The 26286-nt window shown below is 73.5% G+C and carries 24 protein-coding genes; 12 read left to right on the forward strand and 12 right to left on the reverse strand.

Going from position 1 to position 26286, the window contains the following annotated elements; all coding sequences use genetic code 11:
- Positions 1–96 precede the first annotated feature (96 nt).
- A complete protein-coding gene (locus ACFWW8_RS16110) occupies positions 97–762 on the reverse strand; it encodes a TIGR02452 family protein (RefSeq protein ID WP_386528930.1) in 666 nt (221 codons plus the stop codon).
- On the opposite strand from ACFWW8_RS16110, the gene egtA reads away from it, so the two are divergent.
- From egtA to egtD, 4 genes are read left to right on the forward strand one after another with little or no spacing between them, the layout of a single operon-like run.
- A complete protein-coding gene (gene egtA / locus ACFWW8_RS16115; RefSeq protein ID WP_386528933.1) occupies positions 761–2098 on the forward strand; it encodes an ergothioneine biosynthesis glutamate--cysteine ligase EgtA in 1338 nt (445 codons plus the stop codon). The two genes, ACFWW8_RS16110 and egtA, sit on opposite strands and share 2 nt — an antisense overlap.
- Entirely contained in the window at positions 2095–3417 is a 1323-nt protein-coding gene (egtB, locus tag ACFWW8_RS16120; RefSeq protein ID WP_386528935.1) for an ergothioneine biosynthesis protein EgtB, read from the forward strand. The genes egtA and egtB overlap by 4 nt, the downstream gene beginning before the upstream one ends.
- Positions 3417–4193, forward strand: coding sequence for an ergothioneine biosynthesis protein EgtC (gene egtC / locus ACFWW8_RS16125; RefSeq protein ID WP_386528938.1), 777 nt, complete (start codon positions 3417–3419; stop codon positions 4191–4193). The genes egtB and egtC overlap by 1 nt, the downstream gene beginning before the upstream one ends.
- Positions 4190–5164 carry an L-histidine N(alpha)-methyltransferase gene (gene egtD / locus ACFWW8_RS16130; protein ID WP_386528941.1) on the forward strand — a complete coding sequence of 325 codons (975 nt, stop codon included), beginning with the start codon at positions 4190–4192 and terminating at the stop codon, positions 5162–5164. The genes egtC and egtD overlap by 4 nt, the downstream gene beginning before the upstream one ends.
- Here egtD and ACFWW8_RS16135 read toward each other — a convergent pair.
- From ACFWW8_RS16135 to ACFWW8_RS16145, 3 genes are all read right to left on the reverse strand, one after another.
- Positions 5047–5985: a lysophospholipid acyltransferase family protein gene (locus ACFWW8_RS16135; RefSeq protein ID WP_386528943.1), complete on the reverse strand. Its 939-nt coding sequence runs from the start codon at positions 5983–5985 to the stop codon at positions 5047–5049. The two genes, egtD and ACFWW8_RS16135, sit on opposite strands and share 118 nt — an antisense overlap.
- Positions 5982–6797 (reverse strand): GNAT family N-acetyltransferase, encoded by an 816-nt coding sequence (locus ACFWW8_RS16140; protein ID WP_386528944.1) that lies wholly within the window; start codon positions 6795–6797, stop codon positions 5982–5984. Before ACFWW8_RS16140 ends, ACFWW8_RS16135 begins: the two co-directional genes overlap by 4 nt.
- A 200-nt stretch (positions 6798–6997) precedes the next feature.
- Positions 6998–8260 carry an extracellular solute-binding protein gene (locus ACFWW8_RS16145; RefSeq protein ID WP_386528947.1) on the reverse strand — a complete coding sequence of 421 codons (1263 nt, stop codon included), beginning with the start codon at positions 8258–8260 and terminating at the stop codon, positions 6998–7000.
- A 166-nt stretch (positions 8261–8426) separates the two neighbouring features.
- On the opposite strand from ACFWW8_RS16145, the gene ACFWW8_RS16150 reads away from it, so the two are divergent.
- The gene (locus tag ACFWW8_RS16150; RefSeq protein WP_386528950.1) at positions 8427–8642 is read left to right on the forward strand and encodes a dodecin; all 216 of its coding nucleotides are present in this window, start codon (positions 8427–8429) and stop codon (positions 8640–8642) included.
- A gap of 111 nt (positions 8643–8753) precedes the next feature.
- Here the strand turns inward: ACFWW8_RS16150 and ACFWW8_RS16155 are convergent, their stop codons facing one another.
- Entirely contained in the window at positions 8754–9245 is a 492-nt protein-coding gene (locus tag ACFWW8_RS16155) for a hypothetical protein (protein WP_386528952.1), read from the reverse strand.
- 113 nt (positions 9246–9358) lie between these two features.
- Here ACFWW8_RS16155 and ACFWW8_RS16160 point away from each other — a divergent pair, with 113 nt between their 5' ends.
- Together ACFWW8_RS16160 and ACFWW8_RS16165 are read left to right on the forward strand one after the other, a co-directional pair.
- Positions 9359–10348, forward strand: coding sequence for an MsnO8 family LLM class oxidoreductase (locus ACFWW8_RS16160; protein WP_386528954.1), 990 nt, complete (start codon positions 9359–9361; stop codon positions 10346–10348).
- A 10-nt stretch (positions 10349–10358) separates the two neighbouring features.
- Complete coding sequence (locus ACFWW8_RS16165) at positions 10359–12923, forward strand: ABC transporter (RefSeq protein WP_386528956.1); 2565 nt, start codon at positions 10359–10361, stop codon at positions 12921–12923.
- A gap of 21 nt (positions 12924–12944) precedes the next feature.
- Here the strand turns inward: ACFWW8_RS16165 and ACFWW8_RS16170 are convergent, their stop codons facing one another.
- The 4 genes from ACFWW8_RS16170 to ACFWW8_RS16185 all read right to left on the reverse strand — a co-directional run bounded on the left by ACFWW8_RS16170 (position 12945) and on the right by ACFWW8_RS16185 (position 17354).
- A complete protein-coding gene (locus tag ACFWW8_RS16170; RefSeq protein ID WP_386528959.1) occupies positions 12945–13592 on the reverse strand; it encodes a hypothetical protein in 648 nt (215 codons plus the stop codon).
- A 356-nt stretch (positions 13593–13948) separates the two neighbouring features.
- Positions 13949–14695, reverse strand: a complete 747-nt coding sequence (locus tag ACFWW8_RS16175) for a succinate dehydrogenase/fumarate reductase iron-sulfur subunit (RefSeq protein ID WP_386528962.1) — start codon at positions 14693–14695, stop codon at positions 13949–13951.
- The gene (locus tag ACFWW8_RS16180) at positions 14692–16647 is read right to left on the reverse strand and encodes a fumarate reductase/succinate dehydrogenase flavoprotein subunit (protein WP_386528965.1); all 1956 of its coding nucleotides are present in this window, start codon (positions 16645–16647) and stop codon (positions 14692–14694) included. Before ACFWW8_RS16180 ends, ACFWW8_RS16175 begins: the two co-directional genes overlap by 4 nt.
- Before the next feature lie 2 nt (positions 16648–16649).
- Positions 16650–17354: a succinate dehydrogenase gene (locus ACFWW8_RS16185; protein WP_386528968.1), complete on the reverse strand. Its 705-nt coding sequence runs from the start codon at positions 17352–17354 to the stop codon at positions 16650–16652.
- A gap of 95 nt (positions 17355–17449) precedes the next feature.
- Here ACFWW8_RS16185 and ACFWW8_RS16190 point away from each other — a divergent pair, with 95 nt between their 5' ends.
- Positions 17450–18337: a LysR family transcriptional regulator gene (locus ACFWW8_RS16190; RefSeq protein ID WP_386528971.1), complete on the forward strand. Its 888-nt coding sequence runs from the start codon at positions 17450–17452 to the stop codon at positions 18335–18337.
- Positions 18338–18392: 55 nt separating this feature from the next.
- On the opposite strand, the gene ACFWW8_RS16195 is transcribed toward ACFWW8_RS16190, so the two are convergent.
- Positions 18393–19037, reverse strand: coding sequence for a TetR/AcrR family transcriptional regulator (locus tag ACFWW8_RS16195; protein ID WP_386528975.1), 645 nt, complete (start codon positions 19035–19037; stop codon positions 18393–18395).
- Between the two features lie 111 nt (positions 19038–19148).
- Here ACFWW8_RS16195 and ACFWW8_RS16200 point away from each other — a divergent pair, with 111 nt between their 5' ends.
- Positions 19149–20225, forward strand: a complete 1077-nt coding sequence (locus tag ACFWW8_RS16200; protein ID WP_386528978.1) for an FAD-dependent monooxygenase — start codon at positions 19149–19151, stop codon at positions 20223–20225.
- Between the two features lie 104 nt (positions 20226–20329).
- Here the strand turns inward: ACFWW8_RS16200 and ACFWW8_RS16205 are convergent, their stop codons facing one another.
- Together ACFWW8_RS16205 and ACFWW8_RS16210 are read right to left on the reverse strand one after the other, a co-directional pair.
- Positions 20330–22498 (reverse strand): putative bifunctional diguanylate cyclase/phosphodiesterase, encoded by a 2169-nt coding sequence (locus ACFWW8_RS16205; RefSeq protein WP_386529013.1) that lies wholly within the window; start codon positions 22496–22498, stop codon positions 20330–20332.
- A gap of 107 nt (positions 22499–22605) precedes the next feature.
- Entirely contained in the window at positions 22606–23436 is an 831-nt protein-coding gene (locus ACFWW8_RS16210; RefSeq protein ID WP_386529016.1) for an SAM-dependent methyltransferase, read from the reverse strand.
- A 327-nt stretch (positions 23437–23763) separates the two neighbouring features.
- Here ACFWW8_RS16210 and ACFWW8_RS16215 point away from each other — a divergent pair, with 327 nt between their 5' ends.
- The 3 genes from ACFWW8_RS16215 to ACFWW8_RS16225 all read left to right on the forward strand — a co-directional run bounded on the left by ACFWW8_RS16215 (position 23764) and on the right by ACFWW8_RS16225 (position 26228).
- Positions 23764–24477, forward strand: a complete 714-nt coding sequence (locus ACFWW8_RS16215; protein WP_386528981.1) for a hypothetical protein — start codon at positions 23764–23766, stop codon at positions 24475–24477.
- Between the two features lie 37 nt (positions 24478–24514).
- Positions 24515–25285 (forward strand): hypothetical protein, encoded by a 771-nt coding sequence (locus ACFWW8_RS16220; RefSeq protein WP_386528983.1) that lies wholly within the window; start codon positions 24515–24517, stop codon positions 25283–25285.
- A gap of 226 nt (positions 25286–25511) precedes the next feature.
- On the forward strand, positions 25512–26228 hold the full coding sequence (locus ACFWW8_RS16225) for a hypothetical protein (RefSeq protein WP_386528986.1): 717 nt from the start codon (positions 25512–25514) through the stop codon (positions 26226–26228).
- Positions 26229–26286 lie beyond the last annotated feature (58 nt).

Below are 26286 nucleotides of genomic sequence, written 5' to 3' on the forward strand. Positions count from 1 at the left end.
ACACGGGGCGCCGCCCGCCCGCCCCCACGGCGCCACGGACGTCCACCGCCGCCCGCCCGGGCCGCCGCCCACCACTGCCCGGGCGGGCGGCGGCGCTCAGGCCGGAAAGGCCGGTCGAAGGCGGCGCGGAGCCCGGGGTCGCGGTCGCGGATGCCGAACACGACCCGTTCGAACGTGGTCGTCGCGGAAGACGGGGACCCCGGGCGAGTGAATCACCCGGTCGGTGGAGAACGTGCTGCGGTCCGCCCGGTGCGCCGCGTAACGCTCCGGCGCCTCCGGCAGGGTCTCGTACAGGGCGGAGGCGCGGCACGGGGCCTCCTCCTGGGCCTTGGCCGCGCGGACGTAGCCGCCCCCGGGATTCCGGGCCGAGGCGAAGTTCAGGACCGCCGCGGAAGCGGCCCGGCAGCCGTCCGCCGCGAGCCTGCGGGCCGCGACCGTGCCGCTCTCCCCCGTGGCCTCGAACGTCGTCGGGCCGCCTCCACCCGGTGACAGTTCGCCTGGAATGACAGGGTTTGGTCCATATATTCTGGTTGCTGCCGTGGCTTCCGCCAGGGCGGCGGCCAGGGAAACCTGCCGCCCCGAGCGCGCCCGGCAGCCGCCGGCCGCCAGGACCTCGGAGTTCTCCCGCGCGATCGCGCGCGATCTGCTGCTCACACCTCGTCCCGGGCATCGCAGCCCTTGGAAACAAAGGAATTTGTACCCCGGGGGCGGGTAGGCACCGGTGATGTCACGGCCGACGACAGGAGACGAGGACCCGTTCATGTCACACGACTCAGCCGTTCCCGCACCACAGGCCCCGCACACCGCCGCGCCACCCCCCGGCGCGCCGCCCCCCGGCGCACCCCTCACCGAGACGCAGGCCGAGGACCTGCTCCACGGCATCTGTTTCAAGACCGGCCCGCCACGGCTCCTCGGCGCCGAGCTGGAATGGCTCGTCATGGACGCCGAGCGTCCCGGCCTGCCCGTGCCGCCCGAGCGGCTGCGCTCCGCGCACGCCGCCGCCCGCGCCCTGCCCCTGCACTCCTCGGTGACCGTCGAGCCCGGCGGCCAGCTGGAGCTCAGTTCCGCCCCCTCGGCCTCCCTCACCGGGTGCGTGGACGACCTCCAGGCCGACCTCACCGCCGTCCGGGCCGCGCTGCTCTCCCGCGGCCTGGTCCTGCGCGGCCTCGGCCAGGACCCCCGCCGCCCCTACCACCGGCTGTTGCGCAGCCCGCGCTACGAGGCCATGGAAGCCCACTTCGACCGCACCGGCCCGGCCGGCCGCGCCATGATGTGCGGCTCCGCCTCCGTGCAGGTCTGTGTGGACGCCGGCCAGGAGGAACCCGGCCTGTTCGGCCTCGGCCGCCGCTGGCGCCTCGCCCACCTGCTCGGCGCGGTGCTGGTGGCCGCGTTCGCCAACTCCCCGGGCACGGAGGCCCCGTACGACGGCTGGCGCTGCGCCCGCCAGGGTAACTGGGCCGACATCGACGCCCGGCGCGCCCTCGCCCAGCCGATGGACGTCGCACCCCGCTCCGGGTGGGTCAGGCAGGCGCTGGACACCGAGCTGATGTGCGTGCGGTCCTACGACGGCGACCCGTGGTCCGTTCCGCGCGGGATGACCTTCCGGGACTGGCTGCGCGGCGGCGGGCTCCCGGGGCTGCGGCCTCCGGACGCCGACGACCTCGACTACCACCTCAGCACGCTGTTCCCGCCCGTCCGGCCCCGCGGCCACCTCGAACTGCGGATGATCGACGCCCAGCCCGGCGACGACGGCTGGCTGGTGCCCCTGGCCGTCGTCCACGCGCTGTTCGACGACCCGGAGGCCGCGGAGACGGCGTACCGGGTGGCGAAGTCGCTGGCGGACTCCTACGGCCACGGGCCCGCGCCCCGCAACCCGCTGTGGAGATCCGCCGCCCGGCACGGTCTGGCCGACCCCGAGCTGCGGGGTGCCGCGACCGCGTGCTTCCGGGCCGCCGCCGAGGCGCTGCCCCGGCTCGGCGCGAGCACGCGCGTCCGGGACACAGTCGCGGCCTTCGCCGACCGGTACGTCCTGCGCGGCCGGTGTCCGGCCGACGACCCGACCGGGCAGCGCCTCGCCGGAACGGAGGCCCGCCCGTGAGCGCCGACGCGCACGAGACGCCCCCCGTGGACCTGCGGGAGCGGGCGGCGGCCGCACTGACCGCCGCCCGAGCCCGTACGGCCGCGCTCACCGACCCCGTGAGCGAGCCGGACCTGGTCGCACAGCACTCGCCCCTGATGTCGCCACTGGTCTGGGACCTGGCGCACATCGGGAACATGGAGGAGCTGTGGCTCCTGCGCAACGTCGCGGGCCGCCCGTCCATGCACCCCGAGATCGACCCCCTGTACGACGCCTTCGAGCATCCGCGCGCCGAACGGCCGAAGTTGCCGCTGCTGGCCCCGGAGGAGGCCCGGAGGTACGCGGCCGAGGTGCGGGGCCGCGTCTTCGACCTGCTGGAGCACACTCCCTTCGAGGGCACGGCGCTGCTGGACTCCGGCTACGTCTTCGGCATGATCGCCCAGCACGAACAGCAGCACGACGAAACGATGCTGATTACCCATCAGCTCCGTGCGGGCGCTCCCGTCCTGACGGACCGCGAGCCCGACGCCCCGTTCGATCCCCCGGTCGCCGCCGAAGTCCTCGTACCGGGCGGCCCCTTCACGATGGGCACCTCCGCCGAGCCCTGGTCGCTCGACAACGAACGCCCCGCCCACACCCGGGACACCGCGCCGTTCTGGATCGACACGGCTCCGGTGACCAACGCCGCGTACGAGGCGTTCATCGCGGACGGCGGTTACGAGGACCCCCGCTGGTGGGCCCCGGCCGGGTGGGAGCAGATCCGCACGCACGGCATCGGCGCCCCGCTGTTCTGGCGCCGGGAGGACGGCCGGTGGCTGCGCCGCCGCTTCGGGGTGACCGAGCCGGTACCGGCCGACGAGCCGGTGCTGCACGTCAGCTGGTACGAGGCGGACGCCTACGCCCGCTGGGCGGGACGCCGGCTGCCCACCGAGGAGGAGTGGGAGAAGGCCGCCCGGCACGACCCGGCGACCGGCCGCTCGACCCGCTACCCCTGGGGCGACGCCGACCCGACCCCCGCGCACGCCAACCTGGGCCAGCGCCACCTGCGCCCGGCCCGGGCGGGCAGCTACCCGGCCGGAGCATCCGCCCTCGGGGTACGCCAGTTGATCGGAGACGTCTGGGAGTGGACGGCCTCAGACTTCCTGCCGTACCCGGGATTCCGGGCCTTCCCCTACCGGGAGTACTCGGAGGTGTTCTTCGGGCCGGAGCACAAGGTGCTGCGCGGCGGTTCCTTCGCGGTCGACGCGGTCGCCTGCCGCGGCACGTTCCGCAACTGGGACCTCCCGGTGCGCCGGCAGATCTTCTCCGGGTTCCGCACCGCGCGGGACGGTGGAGCCTGATGTGCCGTCACCTCGCCTACGTGGGGCCGGCGGTGCCCCTCGGGCGGCTGCTGAGCGAGCCCGCGCACTCTTTGGTGCACCAGTCCTGGGAGCCGCGCCGGCAGCGCTACGGCACGGTCAACGCCGACGGCTTCGGCGTCGGCTGGTACGCACAGGGCGACCCGGTGCCGGGCCGTTACCGCCGGTCCGGCCCCGTCTGGGGCGACGAGACCTTCACCGACCTCGCGCGCGTGGTGCGCAGCGGGGCCCTGCTGGCCGCCGTCCGGGACGCCACCCGTGCCGGGGCCGACGGCGAGGCCGCGGCGGCGCCGTTCACGGACGGGCCGTGGCTGTTCAGCCACAACGGCGCGGTGCGGAACTGGCCGGACGCGATGGCGCCGCTCGCGGCCTCCCTGCCGGCCCGGGAACTGCTCCGGTTGTCCGCGCGCACGGATTCGGCGTTCGTGTGGGCGCTGGTCCTGAGCCGGCTGCGCGCCGGGGACGACCTCGGCACGGCGCTGGGCGAACCGGTCCGGGAGGTGGCGTCGGCCGCGCCCGGCTCCCGGCTGAACCTCCTGCTGACCGACGGGGCGGCCATCGCCGCGACGGCCTGGGGCGATTCGCTCTGGTACCTGGCCGATCCGGGGGCCCGCCGCACCGTGGTGGCCTCCGAGCCGTACGACGACGACACCCGCTGGTGCGAGGTGCCCGACCGGACCTTGCTGACCGCCACTCGCACCCGGGTCGAACTGACCCCTCTCAAGGAGTCCCCGCTCGGGGAGAAGGAGCGCTCGTGACTGACTTCCAGTTGACCCGGACCCTCGACGAGAACGCCGCGGAGGCCGCGCTGCGCACGGACGTCCTGCACGGCCTGACGGGCACCCCCAAGGCGCTGCCGCCCAAGTGGTTCTACGATGCGCGGGGCAGCGAGCTGTTCGAGGAGATCACCCGGCTGCCCGAGTACTACCCGACGCGGGCCGAGCGGGAGATCCTGCTGGAGCGGGCCGGTGAGATCGCCGCGGCGAGCGGGGCCCGGACCCTGGTGGAGCTGGGCTCCGGGTCCTCGGAGAAGACCCGGCACCTCATCGAGGCGATGCCCGGGCTGGACACGTACGTGCCGGTGGACGTGAGCGAGAGCGCCCTGAGGGGAGCCTCGGACTCCCTTCTGGAGGAGCATCCGCGGCTGCGAGTGCACGCGCTGCTGGCCGACTTCACGCGGGCCCTGCGGCTTCCGGAGTCCCCCGGGCCGCGGCTGGTGGTGTTCCTCGGCGGCACGATCGGCAACCTGCTGCCTCCGGAGCGGGCGCTGTTCCTGGCTTCCGTACGGGCGATGCTCTCGCCGGGGGACGCGCTGCTGATGGGGACGGACCTGGTGAAGGACGAGGCCGTGCTGGTGGCGGCGTACGACGACGGGCAGGGAGTCACCGCGGAGTTCAACAAGAACGTCCTGTCCGTCGTCAACCGGGAGTTGAACGCGGATTTCCACACCGCCGACTTCGAGCACGTGGCGGTGTGGAACCGGGAGCGGGAGTGGGTCGAGATGCGGCTGCGGGCCCGGTCGGACCTGCTGGTGAAGATCCGGGCACTGGACCTGGTCGTGCCGTTCACCGCGGGCGAGGAGATCCTGACGGAGATCTCCGCGAAGTTCCGTCAGGAGGGCGTACGGAAGGAACTGGCGTCCGCTGGACTGGAGTTGACCCAATGGTGGACGGACGCGGCAGGCCGCTTCGCACTGTCCCTGTCGGTCGCCCACGTCCCGGCCGGCTGAGCGGGGATCCCCGGTAGCGGCGCCGGGCCCGCGGCTGCGGCGACGGCCGCCTGAGCCGCGGCCGCGAGGTCCCGCCGGTCCGCGTACCGGCCCGGCGGGATCCGCGGCAGCAGCCTGACCTCGGCCCGCACCCCGCGGGCCCGGGCGATCCGCCACAGCGAGGCGGTCAGCGGATCGTCGCCGACGAAGGCGGGCTCCCCGGCCGGCGCCCCGTCGCCCCGCAGGTACGCGAGGTGCAGGGGCTGTACGGGGACCCGCGCGTCCAGGGCCGCCTGGAAGGCGGCCCTGCGGAAGGGCCCCCGGGCGCGCCCGCACCAGGTGGACCCCTCGGGGAAGACGGTGACCCGTTCTCCCGCCAGCAGGGCCCGGGTGACGTCCCCGATGGTGGCGGGCAGGGCGCGCAGGCGGTCGCGTTCGATGAACAGGGTTCCGGCGCGCCGGGCGAGGCCGCCGATGACCGGCCACGTCCGGAGGTCGCTCTTGGCCAGCATCCGGGAGGGCAGGACGGCCAGCACCAGCGGGACGTCCAGCCAGGATATGTGGTTGGCGACGATCAGGCGCCCCCCGGCCGGGCCGGGACTGCCGTACGGGGTGAGGCGTATCCCGAAGGCCCGTACGAGGGCGGTGGCCCAGGCCCGCACGACCGCGTCCCGGGACCCGGCGGGCAGCAGCCGGACCGGCGGCGCGCACAGGACGCCGAGGAGGACCAGCGCCGCGGCAGCGGCCAGCCGGAGCACCGCGCGCGGCAGCCCCGCCGTGCGCCCCTGGTGGCCGGCGCAGGCCTCGGGGGTGCACGGTGAGGCGGGGAGCCAGGCGCTCATGCGGTCGGGGCGAGCGCGAGGAAGTGCTTCAGGTAGCGCGGGTTGGTGCGCCGCAGGGAGAGCAGGACGTACAGGTCGGCGCAGCCGAACCCGGCGTCGAGGGCCGGCTCGCCGCAGACCCAGGCGCCCAGCCGCAGGTAGCCGCGGAGCAGCGGGGGCACCTCCATCCGGTCGGGGTGGGTGATGCCCGCGGGGCTCCAGGGGAGGTGCGGGGTGACGCGGTACTCCTCGGGGGCGAGGTGGCGGGCCAGAGCGGTTTCGCGGGTGGCGGCGGCCAGGGTCCCGCCGTCGGCGAGGGGGATCGAGCAGCAGCCGGCGAGCCAGTTGTGCCCGGAGCGGTCCATGTAGCGGGCGAGGCCGGCCCAGATGAGGGCGATGACGGCGCCGTTGCGGTGGTCGGGGTGGACGCAGGAGCGGCCGACCTCGACCAGGTCGGGGCGGATCGGGGCGAGGGCGGAGAGGTCGAACTCGCCCTCGGAGTAGAGGCGTCCGGCGACGGCGGCGCGTTCCGGGGGCAGCAGCCGGTAGGTGCCGACGACCTGGCCGGTCTCCTGGTCGAGGACGAGGAGGTGGTCGCAGTAGGCGTCGAAGGCGTCGGCGTCGAGACCCGGCTCCGGACCGTCGAGACGGGCGCCGAGCTCTCCGGCGAACACCTGGTGGCGCAGGCGCTGGGCCGCGCGCACCTCGTCCTCGTCGCGGGCGAGGCGGACGGCGTAGCGGGGGGCGGGGGCGACGGGGCCGGGGGCCGGGGCTGCGGGGAAGGCGGCAGGGGCGCCGGCGAGGGGGGACGGGGACAGGGGTGCGATGGTCATGGCGACTCCTGAGCCGGGCACGGAGAGCCGGGCCGGCGGGTGTGCGGCCTGGCTCCTTACTTCTTCCGTGGCGGGCTGGATTCGACATGGCCGCGCCGAGGCCCCCGGATGTGCGGACGCTGAACTCGGCGGTGGGCGGCGTCCCGGGGCGCCGGCCGGCACCCCGTGGGACGCCGCACCGGTCTGCGGCGGCGCGGGTCTCAGCGGCCGGCGCCGAGGAGCCGGGTGATGGTGTCGGAGGCCGCCCTGGCGGCCTGCTTGGGGTCCTGGCCGGTGAGGACGGCCGTCATGAACGGCTTGATCGGGTTGTCGGCCTCGACCTCGGCCCACCGGGCGGAATTCGGCGTGGCCCGGCCCTGGGCCGCCCCGGGGGCCATGGCCACCGCGCCCTCGTTGCCCTCGACGACGTGGGCCAGGGTCGTCCGGTTCGGCACGTAGCTCATGGTGCGGGCGAGCTCGGTCTGCCACTTCTCGCTGACCAGGGCGGTGATCACGTTCACCGCGTGGGCGCGCTGCCCGGTGTTCTCCGGGATGATCAGGTCGGAGCCGCCGGTGAAGACGGCGCCCGCCTTCTCGGAGGTCTTGCCGGGGATGGGGAAGAAGCCGAGCTTGTCCTTGAGGGCGGGGTTGGCCGCCTCGATCTCCTTGACCTGGCTCGGCGGGGCGATGATCTGGGCGACCTGGCCGCGGGCGAAGACCTCCGACTGCGGGGGCGTCTCCTCGTCGGCGTCCTTGGGGCCGTCGCCGAGCGCCTGGAGCTGCTTGTAGAAGTCCATGCCTGCCAGGGCCTTGTCCTCGTGGAGCGCGCCCGTCCAGGTGCCGCTGTTCTCGACGGCGAGCTCGCCGCCCTCGTCCCAGACGAACCCGGCGAGGACGTACCAGTTCTGGCCCGCGAGGTAGATGCCCTGCTGGTCACCCTTGTCGAGCCGCTGGGTGGCCTGGATCCACTCCTGGCGGTTCTTGGGCACCGCCTTGACCCCCGCGTCGGCAAAGAGGTCCTTGTTGTAGATGACCACGCGGTTGGCGGCGTACCAGGGGACGCCGTACTGGGCGCCGTTGACGCTGCCGGGGTCGGAGAGGCCCTTGAGCCAGTCCTTGTTGCCCCATTCGCGCAGGCCCTCCAGGGTGAGCTCGGAGAGCCCCCCGACCTCGATGTACCGGGCCACCTGGGTGTTGCCCACCTCGATGACGTCGGCTCTCTCCTTGCTCTTGCCGGAGAGGGCGCCGCTCACCTTGTCGCCGATGCCCGTCCACTCCTGGATCTTCACCTCCAGGTCGACGCCGGGATGCTCCCGTTCGAACGAAGCGGTGAACTTGCCGATGAAGTCGTCCGAGGCGCTGCCCTTCATCAGCCAGAGCGTCACCTTCTCGGGCCCTGCGGCCGAGTCGGCCAGCTGGCTGCAGCCCGTGAGGGCGGCCGCGGCCGCGAGGGCGGTGCACACGGCAAGGAAGCGCATCTTCACGAAAGTCCACCTTCTGGGAACGGGGCTCAGATGGCTTGAAATTGGCATAGACCAATAGGCGGGTCAAGGGGGTTTGGCCCGGGACTCTTCACACAAAGTTCGCGGAGACTGACGAACTGGGGCACCGTGGAACAAGGCAACAGCCACCCAGTGTCGGGAGACCTCCATGTCCAATCACACGTACCGGGTGACCGAGATCGTCGGCACTTCCCCCGAGGGCGTCGATCAGGCCATCCGCAACGGCATCACCCGGGCGGGGCAGCACCTGCGCAATCTGGACTGGTTCGAAGTCGTACAGGTGCGCGGGCACATCGAGAACGGCGAGGTCGCGCATTACCAGGTGGGCCTGAAGGTCGGCTTCCGCCTCGACGAGGACGCCTGAACGACGGCCGCCCCCGGGCACGGCCGCCCTGACCCACACCCCGGGCCCACGCCCCGGGCCCGCGAGCGGCTCGGACACGACGGGCCCGGCCGGCCGTCCCGGTGCGTGCCCTCAGGTGCGGCCCTCGCCCTCCTGGGCCTCCTTGAGTTCCGGCGCGTCCGCCGCCCAGTCCGCCAGGACCACCCGGAAGCCCGCGGCGCGCGCCGCCCCGCACACCAGCTCGTCGTCGTCGACGAGCATCCGCACCTCGCGGCCCCGGGCGACCCGCTTCAGCACCTCCAGCTTCGTCGTCCGGGCCGGCCGCCGGTCCTGGTTCCCGCGCATCCACAGCGTCCCCTCGGGCAGGCCGTGCCGCGCGAGCCAGTCGACCGTGTCCTTCCGGCACCGCTCGGGCCGGCCCGTCAGGTACACCACCTCGCACTCCTGCGCGCTCTCCCGCGCCAGCGCCACCCCGCGCACGAGCGGCGGGTCGGCCGGGGCCGCGCCGAAGAAGCCGTTCCAGTCCCGCGGCCGGCCCTCCAGGAAGTGCTGGCGGTGGCCGGTGTCGGCCAGGGTGTTGTCGATGTCGAAGACGGCCAGCGGCCGCGCGGTGCTCTCGGTCATCCCGCCACCCTAGGGGCGCGCCCCGGGGAAGCCGGCCGGGAGGGCGAACGGGCCGCGGCCGGGCCGTCGCGGCGGCCCGGGAATCCCCGCGGCCGCCCGGCGTTGACACGAGTGTGATCCGAAAACTCTCGATACTCGACCGGTCCCGCACCCGCGAGGGCCACCCGGCCCCGCAGGCGCTGCGCGACACCGTGGACCTGGCCCGCACGGCCGAGGAGCTCGGATACCACCGCTTCTGGGTCTCGGAACACCACAGCGTGCCCGGCGTGGCGGGTTCCGCGCCCACCGTGCTCGCGGCTGCCGTCGCCGGCGCCACCCGGCGCATCCGGGTCGGCACGGGCGGGGTCATGCTGCCCAACCACCAGCCGATGGTGGTCGCCGAGCAGTTCGGGGTGCTGGAGTCCCTCTTCCCCGGCCGGATCGACATGGGCCTCGGCCGCTCCGTCGGCTTCACGGACGGGATCCGGCGCGCCCTGGGCCGCGACACGGGGGACGCCGACCGGTTCGAGGAGCAGCTGGCCGAGTTGCTGGGCTGGCTCGACGGCAGCCAGGTCGCCCACCCCGGAGTCCACGCGCGCCCCGCCGAGGGATTGCGGATCCCCGCCTTCGTACTGGCCACCGGTGCCGCGGCCGGGATCGCCGCCCGGGCCGGGCTGCCGCTGGTCGTGGGCGACCTGCGCTCCCGCGACCGGGTCGCGGAGGCCGTCGCGACGTACCGGGGTGAGTTCCGGCCCTCCGCGTGGAGCCCTGAGCCGTACGTCGTGGTCTCCGGGACGGTCGCGGTGGCCGCGACCACGGAGGCGGCCCGCCGGATCCTGGTGCCGGAGGCGTGGTCCGTGGCGAACTCCCGCACCCGGGGGAGCTTCCCGCCGCTCCGGCCGGCCGAGGACATCGAGGCGCTGGAGATGACCCCCAGGGAGCGGGAGCTGTACGAGGGCGCCCTCGCCGGTCACGTCCACGGCACCGAGGAGCAGGTGGCGGCGGAGCTCTCCGAGGTGGCCGCCCTGACCGGCGCGGACGAGCTGCTGGTCACCACGTCCACCCACGACCGGACGGCGCTGGTGGAGTCCTACCGCGGGCTGGCCCGCGTCGCGGGGCTCTAAACTGGGACGAATGCACCAGCCCGCGTCCGCACCCCTCCCCGTCGGCCCCCCTGCCCGCGGTCCCCGCTCGCCGGATCCGCGCCCCCCGGATCCGCGCGACCTCGACCCGCGCGGCCTCGACCCCTACGTCCGCGTCCGCGGCGCCCGGGAGCACAATCTGCGCGGCGTCGACGTGGACGTCCCGCGCGACGCGCTGACCGTGTTCACGGGTGTCTCCGGCTCCGGCAAGAGCTCGCTCGCCTTCGGCACGCTCTACGCGGAGGCCCAGCGCCGGTACTTCGAGTCGGTGGCCCCGTACGCCCGGCGCCTCATCCACCAGATCGGCGCGCCGAAGGTCGACTCGGTCACCGGACTGCCGCCCGCCGTCTCGCTGGAGCAGCGCCGTTCCTCCCCCGGTTCGCGCTCCTCGGTGGGGACGGTGACCCTGCTGTCGAACTCGCTGCGGATGCTGTTCTCCCGGGCCGGCACCTATCCCCCGGGCGCACAGCGGCTCGATTCCGACGCCTTCTCCCCCAACACCGCCGCCGGCGCCTGCCCTTCGTGTCACGGGATCGGCAGGATCCACCGCACCTGCGAAAACCTGCTCGTTCCCGATCCGGGCCTGTCGATCCGTCAGGGCGCCATCGCCGCCTGGCCCGGCGCCTGGCAGGGCAAGAACCTGCGGGACGTCCTGGAGGCGCTGGGGCACGACGTCGACCGGCCCTGGCGGGAGCTGCCCGCGAAGGACCGCGAGTGGATCCTGTTCACCGATGAGCAGCCGGTCGTCACCGTGCACCCGGTGCGCGACGCCGACCGGATCCAACGACCGTACCAGGGCACGTACATGAGTGCTCACCGCTACATCATGCGGACGTACGCGGACAGCAAGAGCGCCACCCTGCGGGCGCGCGCGGAGAAGTTCCTCACCGACTCGCCGTGCCCCGTGTGCGAGGGGCGCCGGCTGCGGCCGGAGGCACTGGCCGTCACCTTCGCGGGGTACGGCATCGCGGACCTCGCGGGGATGGCGCTGTCCGAGCTGGACGCGGTGTTGGCCGCCGTACCCGGGTCCGCGGGCGGGGGCTCGACGGCTGCGGGCGCGACCGGCGCGGGCTCGACGGCTGCGGGCTCCGCGCCGGCGGCCGGAGAGGCCGCGCGGGTGCTCGCGGACGACCTGCGCTCGCGGATCGGCCCCGTCACGGAACTCGGGCTCGGCTACCTGAGCCTGGACCGGACCGCGCCCACCCTCTCGGCGGGCGAACTGCAGCGGCTGCGGCTGGCGACCCAGCTGCGCTCGGGGCTGTTCGGGGTGGTGTACGTGCTGGACGAGCCCTCGGCCGGGCTGCACCCCGCCGACGCGGAGGCGCTCCTCGGCGTACTGGACCGGCTCAAGGAGGCCGGGAACACGGTGTTCGTCGTGGAGCACCACCTGGACGTGGTGCGGCACGCGGACTGGCTGGTGGAGGTGGGACCGCTGGCCGGGGAGCACGGCGGGCAGGTCCTGTACAGCGGGCCGCCCGCGGGCCTGGCCGACGTACCACGGTCCGCCACGGCGCCGTACCTGTCCGGGACGGCTCCGGCGGACCGGGTGCGGCGGCCGGTGCGCACGGCGACCGGGTCCGTGCACCTGAGCGGGGTCGACCGGCACAACCTGCGCGGTGTGGAGGCCCGTTTCCCGCTGGGGGTGTTCACGGCGGTGACGGGGGTGTCGGGGTCGGGCAAGTCCACGCTGGTGGGCCAGGTACTGGCCCGGGAGGCGGGCGAGCGGCTCGCGGACCCGGACTTCCCCGTACGGCGGCTGGTGGCCGTCGACCAGAAGCCGATCGGGCGCACCCCGCGGTCCAACCTGGCGACGTACACCGGCCTGTTCGACGTCGTGCGCAGGCTCTTCGCCGCAGCGCCGGAGGCACGGGCGCGCGGCTGGAAGGCGGGCCGGTTCTCCTTCAACGTGCCGGGCGGCCGCTGCGAGACCTGCCAGGGCGAGGGTTTCGTCTCGGTGGAGCTGCTGTTCCTGCCGAGTACGTACGCCCCGTGCCCCGCCTGCGCCGGAGCCCGGTACAACCCCGAGACCCTGGAAGTCCGGTACGGGGGGCTGGACATCGCGGAGGTGCTCGGCCTGACGGTGGAGACCGCGGCGGCCTTCTTCGCGGAGGTGCCGGCGGCCGCACGCAGCCTGCGGGCCCTGGAGGACATCGGGCTGGGCTACCTGCGGCTCGGCCAGCCCGCGACGGAGCTGTCGGGCGGCGAGGCCCAGCGGATCAAGCTGGCCACGGAGCTGCAGCGCCTGCGCCGCGACCACACCCTGTACGTCCTGGACGAGCCGACGACGGGACTGCACCCGGCCGACGTACGGGTGCTGCTGCGGCAGTTGCACGGGCTCGTCGACGCCGGGCACTCGGTGGTCGTCGTCGAGCACGACATGGCGGTGGTGGCGGGCGCGGACTGGGTGGTCGACCTGGGCCCGGGCGGCGGCACCGAGGGCGGCCGCATCGTGGCGGCGGGCACCCCGGCGGAGGTGGCCGCGGCCGGGGTGGGCCGCACGGCTCCGTACCTGGCGCGAGCGCTGGCAGAAGGCGGCGGCGGCCGGAACGCGCCGTGACGGCGCGGCCCGGTGCGGTCGCTACGCGTCGCCGGACAGCAGGTTCTGGGGGAGCTCGCGGAAGCTCCACAGGCCCCGGCGGCGGGTGAACATCCAGACGAGGTCGTAGCGGTCGGGCCAGGCGGCGGGGACGCCGACGACCTGGTGGGCGCCGAGGGCCCGGACCAGGCGCGGGATCCCGGCCGATTCCCAGCAGATCAGTGCGGGCATGGGGGCGCCCAGCACGGTCCGGGCGAGCACGGGCTCGGCGCCGACGGCGAACTCGGCACGCACCGGTGTGCGCAGCGCGGTGGCGAGGGCCGTCACCGTCTGCCGGCACCGCTCGGGGGCGGCCTTGCCGCCGGCCGCGAAGACGGCGGCGGGACGGGGCAGGGAGGAACGGGCGGACGGCGGGAAGAGGCGGGGCAGTTCCTCGGCGCGGCGCCGACCGCGGCCGGAGAGGGAGCCGGGGTGCTCGATGCCCTCGTCGTCCTCGGCGGTGTCACCGGCGTACGGCTTCTCCGCGTGCCGGATCACCATGACCAGGGCGTCCCGCGGTTCGGCCGGCGGGCCGGGAGCCGGGCCGCCGGGGTGCTCCTCGGACGTGCAGCCGGCCGCGGCCAGCGGGGCGAGGGCGGCGGCCAGTACGGTTCGGCGGCGCGGTCCGGACCCGGTGGGGGCATGTGGCATGGGGTCCACTGTCGCCCATGGCCGGGGGTCCGCCGGGGCGCGGCGCGGCGCGGGCGGCCCCGGTCAGCCGATCGGCGCAGGCGGGAGCGGGGACGCCGCCGGGGCGGGTGGCACGAGCCCGGTCGTCGCGGCCGCGAGCGTGTCGGCGGGAACGGCGGCGGGGGCCGCGGGTGCGGCCCGCGGCACGGCCACGGAGGCACCCTCGGCCGGCGCCCGTTCGGCCGGTCTCTCGTACGGGGACGGAACGGGACGGAGACGGGGACGAGGACGGGACGGGGACGGGCCGCGTACCGGCGTCGTTGGCGAAGCAGAACGCATCCAGGATGGGCCCCGAAGGCACCTGCGGGTTCGTGCCGTCAGCGTGGCCCCTTGCGGAGCGCGCGCAGCCATTCCTTGTTCATCGCGGCGATCGAGGGGAGGGGTATGCCCTTGGGGCAGGCGGTGGCGCACTCCCCCGCCAGGGTGCAGCCGCCGAACCCCTCCTCGTCCATCGTGGCCACCATGTCCAGGACGCGGGTCTCACGCTCGGGCGAGCCCTGCGGGAGGACGTTGAGGTGGTTGATCTTGGCGGAGGTGAAGAGCATCGCCGATCCGTTGGGGCAGGCCGCCACGCACGCGCCGCAGCCGATGCACTCCGCGTGCTCGAAGGCGTGGTCGGCATCGCGCTTGGGCACGGCGGTGGCGTGCGCCTCCGGGGCCGCGCCGGTGGGGGCCGTGATGTAGCCGCCGGCCTGGATGATCCGGTCGAAGGAGCCGCGGTCGACGACGAGGTCCTTGACCACCGGGAAGGCGGCGGCCCGCCAGGGCTCGACGTCGATGGTGTCGCCGTCGGCGAAGGACCGCATGTGCAGCTGACAGGTCGTGGTGCGCTCGGGGCCGTGGGCGTCGCCGTTGATGACGAGGCTGCAGGCGCCGCAGATGCCCTCGCGGCAGTCGTGGTCGAAGGCGACCGGGTCCTCGCCGCGCAGGATGAGGTCCTCGTTGAGGGTGTCGAGCATCTCCAGGAAGGACATGTCCTTCGAGATGCCGTCGACCGCGTAGGAGGCCATGGCGCCGGGGGCGTCGGCGTTCTGCTGGCGCCAGACGCGCAGGGTGAGCTTCATGCGTAGCTCCGCTGGGTGGGGTGGACGTACTCGAAGACGAGTTCTTCCTTGTGCAGGACGGGGGCGCGGCCGGTGAACTCCCAGGCCGCGGCGTACGAGAAGTCCTCGTCGCGGCGCTCGGCCTCGCCCTCCGCGGTCTGGGACTCCGCGCGGAAGTGGCCGCCGCACGATTCCTCGCGGTGGAGGGCGTCGAGGCACATCAGCTCGGCGAGCTCCAGGTAGTCGACGATGCGGTTGGCCTTCTCCAGCGACTGGTTGAACTCCTCGCCGCGGCCGGGGACCTTGATCCGCCGCCAGAACTCCTCCCGGATCTCAGGTATCCGCTGGAGCGCCTTGCGCAGGCCCTCCTCCGTGCGGGCCATGCCGCAGTACTCCCACATCAGCTCGCCGATCTCCCGGTGGAAGGAGTCCGGGGTGCGGTCGCCGTCTACTGAGAGCAGCTTCGCGAGGCGGTCGCGGGTCTCGCGGACGGCCGCCGCGGTCTCGGGGTGCGTGTCGTCGACGGCTTCCCGGTGGGGGTGGCGGGCCAGGTAGTCGTTGATGGTGGAGGGGAGGACGAAGTAGCCGTCGGCCAGTCCCTGCATCAGGGCGGAGGCGCCGAGCCGGTTGGCGCCGTGGTCGGAGAAGTTGGCCTCGCCGATGGCGAAGAGACCCGGGACCGTGGTCTGCAGGTCGTAGTCGACCCAGAGGCCGCCCATCGTGTAATGGACTGCGGGGTAGATCCGCATGGGGACCTCGTACGGGTTCTCCGCGGTGATCCGCTCGTACATCTCGAAGAGGTTGCCGTACTTCTCGGCGACCTTGTCCCGGCCCATGCGGCGGATGGCGTCGGAGAAGTCGAGGTAGACGCCCTGGCCCCCGGGGCCGACTCCGCGGCCCTCGTCGCAGACGTTCTTGGCGGCGCGGGAGGCTATGTCGCGGGGTACGAGGTTGCCGAAGGAGGGGTAGATCCGCTCCAGGTAGTAGTCGCGCTCGGACTCGGGGATGTCCGCGGCGGGGCGGTCGTCGCCCTTGGCCCTGGGGACCCAGATGCGGCCGTCGTTGCGCAAGGACTCGCTCATCAGGGTGAGCTTGGACTGGTGGTCGCCGGTGCGCGGGATGCAGGTGGGGTGGATCTGGGTGAAGCAGGGGTTGGCGAAGTACGCGCCGCGCCGGTGCGCCCGCCAGACGGCCGTGGCGTTGGAGTTCATCGCGTTGGTGGAGAGGTAGAAGACGTTGCCGTAGCCGCCGCTCGCCAGCACCACCGCGTCGGCGTAGTACGTGGTGATCTCGCCGGAGACCAGGTCGCGGGCCACGATGCCGCGGGCCGCGCCGTCGACCACGATCAGGTCGAGCATCTCGGTGCGCGCGTGCATCTCGACGTTGCCCGCGGCGATCTGCCGGGAAAGCGCCTGGTAGGCGCCGAGGAGGAGCTGCTGTCCGGTCTGGCCGCGGGCGTAGAAGGTGCGGGAGACCTGGACTCCGCCGAAGGAGCGGGTGTCGAGGAGGCCGCCGTACTCGCGGGCGAAGGGGACGCCCTGGGCCACGCACTGGTCGATGATCTCGACGGAGATCTGCGCGAGGCGGTGCACGTTGGACTCGCGGGCGCGGAAGTCCCCTCCCTTGACGGTGTCGTAGAAGAGGCGGTGCACCGAGTCGCCGTCGTTGCGGTAGTTCTTGGCGGCGTTGATGCCGCCCTGGGCAGCGATGGAGTGGGCCCGGCGCGGGGAGTCGGAGAAGCAGAACTGGACCACGTGGTAGCCCTGTTCCGCCAGGGTGGCGCCGGCGGCGCCACCCGCCAGGCCGGTGCCGACGACGATGACCGTGTGCTTGCGGCGGTTGGCCGGGTTGACCAGCTTGGCCTCGAAGCGGCGCCGGTCCCAGCGTTCCGCGATCGGGCCGTCGGGGGCCTTGGCGTCGGTCAGGGGGGCACCCGTGGTGTAGCGGGCGAAGCTGCTGTCGTAGGGGCTCATGGTCAGCTCACCACTCCGGTCATGACGGCGACGGGGACGGACACGAAGCCCGCGAACAGGACGAGGGCCATGGCGTTGGCCAGGAACTTCAGCGTCCGGTCGCGCCGTGCGCTGCCGGCGCCGAGGGTCTGGGCGGCACTCCAGAAGCCGTGGCGCACGTGCAGGCCCAGGGCGGCCATCGCCACGATGTACACCGTGTTGCCGTACCAGGTGGAGAAGGTGGAGAGGACGTTCTCGTACGGGTGGCCGGCCCACGCGCGCTCGTTGACGGTGAGCGTGGTGAGGTCGAGGAGGTGCCAGACGATGAACAGGGCCAGGATGATGCCGCCCCAGCGCATGGTGCGGGTGGCATAGCTCGTGCGGCGGCGCTTGTGGACGTACGCGACCGGGCGGGCCTTGATGTCCTGCCGGCTGAGCTGGTACGCGGACACGGCGTGGGCCACCACGGCCGCCACCAGGACGACCCGGACGATCCACAGGGCCCACTCGTAGTGCAGGAACGGCGCTCCCAGGGTGCGCAGCCAGTGGGCGTATCCGTTGAACTCGTCCGCTCCGAAGAAGATCTTGAGGTTGCCGAGCATGTGCACGACGAGGTAGCCGAGCATGACGAGGCCCGAGACCGCCATGACGGTCTTCTTGCCGATGGACGAGTCCCAGATGGTGCGCGTGGTGGACGACCGTCGGGCCGTCCGCGTTGCCAGAGCCATGCCACCGACGGTAAGGACCTAAGTCCTGAAAGGTCCAAGACATGATAGAGCTCCTCTCGATAGCCCTTACCTATGGAAGGGCGTAACCTGGGCGAATGCAGTTCCAGCAGCTTCTGTACTTCGTCGCCGTGGCCGAGACCCGGCACTTCACCCGGGCCGCCGAGCAGGTGCACGTGGCCCAGCCCTCGCTCTCCCAGCAGATCAAGGCACTCGAGCGGGAACTGGGGGCGGAGCTGTTCAGCCGGGCCCGGGGCAACATCGCGCTCACCGACGCGGGCGAGGCCCTGCTGCCACTGGCGCGGCGGATTCTGGCGGACGCGGACACGGCCCGGCAGGAGGTGCAGGAACTGGCGCAGCTGCGGCGCGGGCGGGTCCGGCTGGGCGCCACCCCTAGCGTGTGCACGGGCCTGCTGCCGGACGTACTGCGCGCCTTCCACACGGCCCATCCGGGGATCGAGCTACTGATCGAGGAGAGCGGCTCCCTCGACCTCGTACGGGAGCTGGCTCGGGGGGCCCTGGACCTTGCCCTGATCGCACTGCCGCTCCCGCCCTCGGCCCCGGCGCTGACCACGGTGGAGCTGCTGACGGAGGACCTGGTGGTGGTGTCCTCGTCCGAGCTGCCGGCGCCCGGCGGCGGTGGCGAGCTGACCATCTCCGGGCTGCGGGACGAGCCGATGGTGATGTTCCGGCACGGCTACGACCTGCGGGAGATGACGGTGACGGCCTGCCGGGCGGAGGGCTTCGAACCGGTGTTCACCGTGGAGGGCGGCGAGATGGACGCGGTGCTCGGATTCGTCCGGGCCGGCCTGGGCGTGGCGGTGGTCCCGGCGATGGTGGTCGACCGGGCGGGCCCGGGCCTGCGGGCGACCTCGCTGGCCGGCTCGCCCCTGCGCCGCACGATCGCCCTGGCGCACCGCACGGACGTGGCTCCCCCGCGCGCCGCCCGCGAACTGAAGCGCATCCTGGTCGGCCGACCCGACTGACCCGACAGCCCCGCGGGTCCAACCCCGGACCGGATGCCGGACCGGATGCCGCGGATCAGGCCTCGCGTATGGGCAGGACCCGCTCGAGCCCGCCGGCCAGCATTCCGAACGCCTGGTGGGCCTCGGCCACGGCCTCCGGGTGGGCCTCGTCGGCGCTCTTCCCGGCGCCTATCCGGCGGTAGTTCGCCCGGCCCAGCTCCTGACGGGCGGTCACCAGGTTCAGGGCGGCCAGCCGGGCGGCGAGCGGCGGGACGGACTCGGCTTCGAGTACGTCGGTGAGCAGTTCGACCTCCCGGGCACTGTAGTGGGCCAGCCGCGCCTCGAGGCCGGCGGTGGAGTAGACGAGCTTCTGGAAGGCCAGGACGTCGGGGTGGTCGCACAGACCGGTGATCGGATCCCGTTCCCCGAGGGCCGCGACGAAGTGCTCGTGCAGGGCGCTGACGGGACTTCGCCCCGGCGCCCGGTCCCGCACGATGCGCGCCGCCTCGTCCTGACGGTCGGCGAACCGGTCCAGCACCAGGTCCTCCTTGCTCGGGAAGTACCGGAACAGCGTGGGCTTGGACACCTCCGCCGCCGCGGCGACGTCCGCCACGGAGACGGCGTCGAAGCCGCGTTCCAGAAAGAGTTCGAGCGCCGTGGCCGCCAGCTGGCGGCGCGTACGCAGCTTCTTGTTCTCACGGAGACCCGTCGCGTTTTCCATGCGTACACCGTAGCACTGAATCGTGACTGAGTAAATTTTTTAACTGAGTTGCTTTTTTCTTCGGAAGGCGCTTTCCTTGAGACAGACGACGCACGGACGAGAGGACTCGCGATGACCGACGTACTGATCGCCGGAGCCGGCCCCACCGGGCTGACCCTGGCGTGCGAGCTGGCCCGGCGCGGTGCGCGGGTGCGCATCCTCGACCGGCGCACCGCGCCGCACCGCGAATCCCGCGGCAAGACGCTCCACCCCGACTCCCTGGAACTCCTCGAAGGGCCGGACGTCTCCCGGCGACTCGCGGGCATCGGCAGCCACGGGCTCGTCTTCCGCAAGTACTTCGACGGGGTCCACGTCCGCGACACCCCCTACGACGGCGCCCTCTTCATGGGGCAGTGGCAGATCGAGGACGTGCTGCGCGAGCGGCTCACCGAACTGGGCGTGGTCGTGGAGTACGGGTCCCGCCTCACCGGGATCCGCCAGGACGGGGCAGGAGTCGACGTGGAACTGGCGGACGGCCGCGCCGTCCGCGGCCGTTACCTGGCCGGGTGCGACGGGGGTCGCAGCACGACCCGCAGGCTGCTCGGCATCCCCTTCGAGGGGAGCACGGAGCGGGCTCCGACGATGGTGCTGGGGGACGTCGCGGCACCGGGCCTGAGCCGGGAGCACTGGCACCAGTGGTTCTCATCGGACGGCGGCGCCGTGCTGCTCTGCCCCATACCGGGAACCAGGAGCTTCCGGCTACAGGCTTCGCCCGAGCGGGACGAACGGGGCGATCCGATGCCCCCGTCGCTGGAGGGCTTCCAACGACTCTTCGAACGGCACGCCCGGATGCCGGGGATACGTCTGGCGGAACCGACCTGGCTCACGAGCTGGGGCGTGAACGTCCGGATGGCCGTGCGCATGCGGGAGGGGCGGGCCTTCCTCGCCGGGGACTCCGCTCACACCCACCCGATAGCGGGCGGTCGGGGCATGAACGCCGGCATCCACGACGCCGCCGCCCTCGGCCGGATTCTGGCAGCCGCACTCACCGCTCCCGTCGGCCCCGCCCGGGCGGATGCGCTCGACGCGTACGAAGCGGAACGGCTGCCGTTCGCCGCCGATCTGCTGGCCGACACGACCCGGCGGCACGAACGGGTCCTGGCCGCCGTCCGCGAACCGGGCATCGGGACGGAGGCCGGCCTGGGCTGACCCTCCGCCAGGCACCGGAACTCCGCCCCGGCCGCCGGCGCTCCCGACGCTCTCGGCCCCGACGCTCTCGCCCCCCATGCTCGCGGCCCGGCCCCGGGGCACGCTCAGGAGAACGTGGAGCCGGGGGCGGAGGTGGGCACGGCGTCCGAGAGGGACAGGGCGTGGATGCGGTCCGGGGCCCCGGGGCGCGCGTAGTACCAGCCCTGCGCGGTGTCACAGCCGAGGGCGCGCAACTGGGCCGCCTGGGCGCCGGTCTCCACGCCCTCGACGGTGACGGCCAGTTCGAGGCTGTGGGCCAGCGCGACGATCCCCTCCACGATCTTGACGTCGACCGGGTTGGCGGGGCTCTGCTGCATCCCCTGGGTGAAGGAGCGGTCCAGCTTCAGGACGCTGACCGGCAGGCGACGCAGGTTGGCCAGGTTCGAGTACCCCGTACCGAAGTCGTCGAGGGCGATGTCCACGCCGAGGGCGGCAAGCCGGCGCAGCGGTTCGAGGAGCTCGTCGTCGGCGCCGATCAGAGCGGATTCGGTGACCTCCAGGCACAACGCCCCGGGCGCCAGGCCCGACTTCTCCAACACCGCGATGGTGTCGGCGACCAGGCCGGGGTGGTGCAGTTGGGTCGGCGAGAGGTTGACGTTGATCCGCAGGGACGCGCCGCCGAGCTGGCTCTGCCAGTTGCGGGCCTGGCGGACGGACTCCTCCAGGACCCAGCGGCCCAGCGGGATGATCAGCCCGGTCCGCTCCGCGAGCGGAATGAACCGGTCCGGTCCGAGCACGCCGTACTGCGGGTGCGACCAGCGCACCAGCGCCTCGGCGCCGTGCACGCTGCCGTCGTGCATGTGCACCAGCGGCTGGTACTCGATGAAGAACTCGCCGCGCTCCAGGGCCGCCGGCAGGGCGTTGGTCAGCCCGTGCCGGGTGATGGCCCGGGCGTCGGCCTCGGCGTCGGCGAACTCGAATCGGTTGCCGCCGGCCGCCTTGGCCCGGTACATGGTGATGTCGGCGCTGCGCAGCACCTCCGCCGGGGTGCGCTCCCTGGCCCGGCCCTCGACGATGCCGATGCTGCCCCGGACCGTCAGCTCCCGGCCCTCGATGCGGATCGGCGTCGACAGCGCGGACAGGATGCGGACGGCGAGGTCGGTCACCTTCTCCTCGGTGTCGGAGCCGGTGGTCAGCGCCACGAACTCGTCGCCGCCGAGCCGGGCGACCACCTCTCCGGGCCCGGTCGCGCAGCTCTGCAGCCGGTCGGCGACCTCCACCAGGAGCCGGTCCCCCGCCGAGTGGCCGAGGCTGTCGTTGACCGCCTTGAACCCGTCGAGGTCCAGGTAGCAGAGGCCGAAGCGACTACCGCCGGCTCCGCTCAGGGCCTTCTCCAGCCGCTCGAAGAACAGGGTCCGGTTGGGCAGCCCGGTGAGGGCGTCGTGGGTGGCCTCGTAGCGCAGGCGCAGGTTCAGCAACCGCCGCTCGGTGGTGTCCTCCATCAGCGCCAGCTGGTACTGCGGCACGCCGTCGGCGTCGCGCAGCAGCGACACCGTCAGGTTGGTCCAGAGCACCGTGCCGTCGTGCCGGTAGTACGGCTTCTCCACGCGGTAGCTCTCGCGCTCGCCGCGCACCAGTTCGCCGTACATCCGCCAGACGTGCGGGGTGTCGTCCGGGTGGCCCCACTCGCTGACCTTGCGGTCGCGGACGTGGCCCTCCAGGCCGCCGAACATCTGCAGGAGCGCGTCGTTTGCCTCCAGCACGTTGCCGTCCAGGTCGGCGATGCCGATGCCGACGGCCGCCCCCTCGAACACGGCCCGGAAGCGCGCCTCGCTGGCGTGCAGCGCCTGCTGGGCGTCGGTGCGGGCCGTCAGCGCGGAACGGGCGATGGCCTCCTGCTCCTTGAGCGTGCGCTCGCGCAGGGCCCGGGCGAAACCGGCCGCGATCCCGTGCTGGAGCCGGGCGCAGCGGGCCCGGTACTCCTCGGTGCCGTCCGCGCCGGAGGCGACGGGCCCGGACGGGGAACCGGCTCCGCAGTACAGGACCAGGTACGACTCGATGACGCCGAGGGTGCCCGCCAGCGCCTCGGGGTCGGTGCAGTGCACCGCGACGAGTTCCGCCCCGACGCGCTGGGCCACGCCGGCGTCGAAGGGCCGGGCGTGCAGGGCCTCGGCGAGCGTCCGGGTGAGCGGGAGGAGGTGCCGTTCGAACTCGGGGCGGGTCAGCGAGGTCGCCGTGACCGGGAAGATCGCCCGGCCCCAGATGGTCGCGAAGCGGGCGATCCGGTCCTCCAGACCGCCCTGCGGCCCCGCCGACGCCGCGGGGGCGGACGCCCCCGGTCCCGCGGGCGCCGTGTGCGCTGCGGCGGCCGCCCGGGTGCCCGCCGTCTGTGCCGGAAGTCTCACGCCTTGCGTCCCACGCCGGCGAAGCCCGAGAAGGCGTACGGGTCCTCCTCCGCCTCGAGGTCGTGGGCGCCCGTGGAGATCTCGGGGCGCCAGCCGGGCATCGACGTCAGTCCCGGCTCCACCAGGTCGAAGCCGTCGAAGAAGCGGGTGATCCGCTCCCCGCTGCGCATGACGAGGGGGCTGCGGATCTCGCGGTAGACGCCCACGGTTCCGCCCGCGACCTCCTCCGTGAGCGGGATGCCCTCATAGGAGGCGTGGGTGAGGATCAGCAGGCTGCCGGGGGCCAGCGCGTCGCGGAGCCGGGCGACGGCGGCGTACGGCTCGTCCTCCTCCTCCAGGAAGTGCAGGACGGCGACGAGCAGCAGGGCCACCGGGCGGTCGAAGTCCAGCAGCCGCGTCACCTCGGGGGCCGCCAGGATGTCCTGCGGCTTGCGCAGGTCGGCGGCGACGATGCCGGTGCGCTCGTCGCCGTCGAGTACGGCCTGGCTGTGCGCCACGGCCACCGGGTCGTGGTCGACGTACACGACGCGGGACTCGGGGTCCGCGGCCTGGGCGATCTCGTGGACGTTGCCGAACGTGGGGATGCCGGAGCCGATGTCGAGGAACTGCGTGACGCCCTGGTCGACGGCGTAGCGCACGGCCCGGCGCATGAATGCCCGGTTCGCCTGCATGATCTTGGGCAGGCCCGGCATGAATTCCATGGCGCGACGGGCGGCCTGGCGGTCGACCTCGAAATTGTGGGAGCCGCCCAGGTAGTAATCGTAGATACGGGACACGCTCGGCACCGATATGTCGATGCCCGGCGGGGCCCAGGCGGGGCGCTCCATCGAGGTCTCCAAGCCTTGTTCCTGTGGTGGTCCGTCCGAGGTCGGACTCCTGTACGAGCCGAATGTACTGATCATTGCCCAACAGGGCGAGCAAAAGCGGAAATTGGCGATCCGTTCTTCGTCACACACCAAAGGCTCTCGCGAGCCCTCCCTAGGGGAATGACCGTTACCGACAAATCCCTTTTGGGAATTGATCGTCGAACGGTCGGGCCCGTTACACAGCAGTCCGAAAGCTGGCTCAAACCTCTATGGTCGGCACTCCACCCGTTCAGGCGAACCAGGGCCGACCCTCGCGTGCGCGGGCACGCGCGGGCCCATGCTCCCCGGGTGAACAGAGCCTGTGCCAGGCGCCTGCTGGCGGTCCCGGTCCTGCTGTGGGCGGCCCTGGCCGTCACGCCGGCCGTGGCTGATAGCAGCGCCTACGCGACGACCGACTACGGCGACGGCGCGCACGCCGCCGCCGCCGTCACGGCGGCCCTCGGCGGCGGCCGCGGCGGTGGTCCGGGTGGCGGACATCACGGACGCCATCACGGCGGCGGGCACGGCGGCGGACACCACGGCGGACACCACGGCGGACACCACTGCCCGCCACCGCCTCCCCCGCCGTGCCCGCCGAAGCCCACGCCCACCCCGACTCCCTCGCCGACCCCGACCCCCTCGCCCACCCCGACCCCCTCGCCGACCCCGACGCCCACGCCGAAGCCCACCCCGAAGCCCGTTCCGCCGCCCGCACCGACCCCGCCCCCCGTGCCCCCACCACCCCCGCCGCCGAAGCCGGCACCCGAACCGGCGCCGCAGCCCCCGAAGCCCGCTCCCGCTCCGCCCCTCGCGGCCAAGGCCCCCGCCCCGCCGCCCCCGGCCCCTCCACCGCCTCCGGCTCCCGTAGTGACCCCGCCGCCCGCGCCGCCGAAACCGGTGGCCCGTCCCTCGTACCACGCGCCGTCCCGCAAGCCGGTGGAGCACCACATCTCGCCGGTGACCTTCACCCTGCTGACCGCGGCTCCCGCGGTGCTCGCGATCGTCGCGCTGCGCCCCCGGTAGCCCCGGGGCACCCCCTGACAACCGATTGGGAGTCATCTTGTCGGAATGGCTCGTCCTGTCCCTCGCGATGGCCGCGGCGTGCGCCGTGGTGCTGTCCATCGCCTTCTTCAACCACCGCAGGATCGGCGAGGACGACGATCCGAACGAGACCCCGGACGTCATGGAGTACATGACGATGATGATCGGGGTGATCTACGCGATCGTGCTGGGCCTGGCGATCGCCGGCGTCTGGGAGGGCCGCGGCGCCGCCCAGGAGTACGTGCGCCAGGAGGCGCAGGCCCTGCACGAGGTCAGCGTCCGCTCCGAGGTCTACCCGGCCGAGGTGCGCAAGAGGATCCGGTCCGACGTCGACGCCTACGTGACGTACGTGGTGGACACCGAGTGGAAGGCGATGGGCGAGACCGGCGAGCTCACCGACCGCAGCGGGGAGCTGCTGGAACGTATCCGCCGCGACGTCACCGACTACGAGCCGCGGACCGACCACGAGGGCCAGGCGTACCAGCCGCTGGTGGACCAGGTCGCCGTGGCCGACGACGCCCGCAACGCACGCGGTCAGAGCGCCGGGGCCACGATGCCCGGCGTCGTGTGGTTCGGGCTGATCGCCGGGGCTCTGGTGACGGTGGGTCTGATCTTCACCCTGCAGATCCGCCGGTCGTTCCGGGAGATGCTGCTGGCGGGGCTGTTCAGCGCGCTCATCGCGTTCCTGCTGTTCCTCATCTGGGACTTCGACGCCCCGTTCGGCCGCGGCATCTCGGCCACGGCCGAGCCGTTCTTCGCCCAGTTCCCCCATCTGGGGCTGGAGGACTGAGGCCGGGACCGGCCCCGTACGGGGCGCTCCCACCGCGCACCAGCGGCGGCCGGTAAACCGGGGACGGGCCTCCCGTCCCCGGTTCGGCCTACGGCCGTGCCCCATTCGCCCGTTCCTGATCGCGGGTCACCGCGCCCGCGCCTAGCGTGTCGGACATCGAGGCGCACGACCCCCCACGTGCGGAAACCGTTCCGCGGCTGCTCCTCGGGGATCCGGAGAATCAACCATGGGTGCGATACGTACCTCCGCCACAGCCCTGCTGAGCGCCGGCGCCATGGGTGCCGCACTCGCGCTCGGCGCCCTCGGAGCCCCCGCCGCGCACGCGGCCGAGGCGGCCCCCGTCACCTCGTTCGGTTTCAGCCTCACCCCTTCCACGGTCGCCCCGGGAGGCCAGGTGGTCCTCGCTGTCACCGGCTGCGACGCCGCCTTCGCGACCTCGTCGTCCGGGATCTTCGACACCGTGAGCATCGCGCGCGGCCGGACCGTACGGGTCACGGTGGACCGGGACGCACGGCGCGGCGCGCAGTACTCCGTCTCCTTCACCTGCAACGGGGAGACCGGCTCGGCCGACCTGACCATCACCGGCGGCACGAGCAGCCCCACCACCAGCTCCACCACGACGGCGACAGCGACAGCGACAGCGACGCCCAACGCGGCCCGCACCATCCCCGCCGCCCCGCGCACCCCCACCCGTACCGCCACGCCCGACGCCGCGGCCGGCACCAGGACCGCCGTCGCCCCGCCCGTCCGCACGAGCGCCCCGACCGGCACCGCCGCCAGCACCACCGTCCCCTCAGCCCGCGGTGTGCGCGGCGGCCTCGGCGGCAGCGTCGCCGGGCTGGACCCGGTCGAGCTCGGCGCGGGCGCCGGGCTCTTCCTCGCCGCGGCCGGCGGGACCGCTTACGCGCTCCGCCGCCGCCGGGGCACCGGCAGGAGCCACTGAACCGCGCGCCACGGAAACGGAACCGCCGGTCGCCCCGAGTCCTGGCCAGGACTCGGGG

The organism is Streptomyces sp. NPDC058701 (assembly GCF_042715295.1).
In the GTDB taxonomy this organism is placed as follows: domain Bacteria; phylum Actinomycetota; class Actinomycetes; order Streptomycetales; family Streptomycetaceae; genus Streptomyces.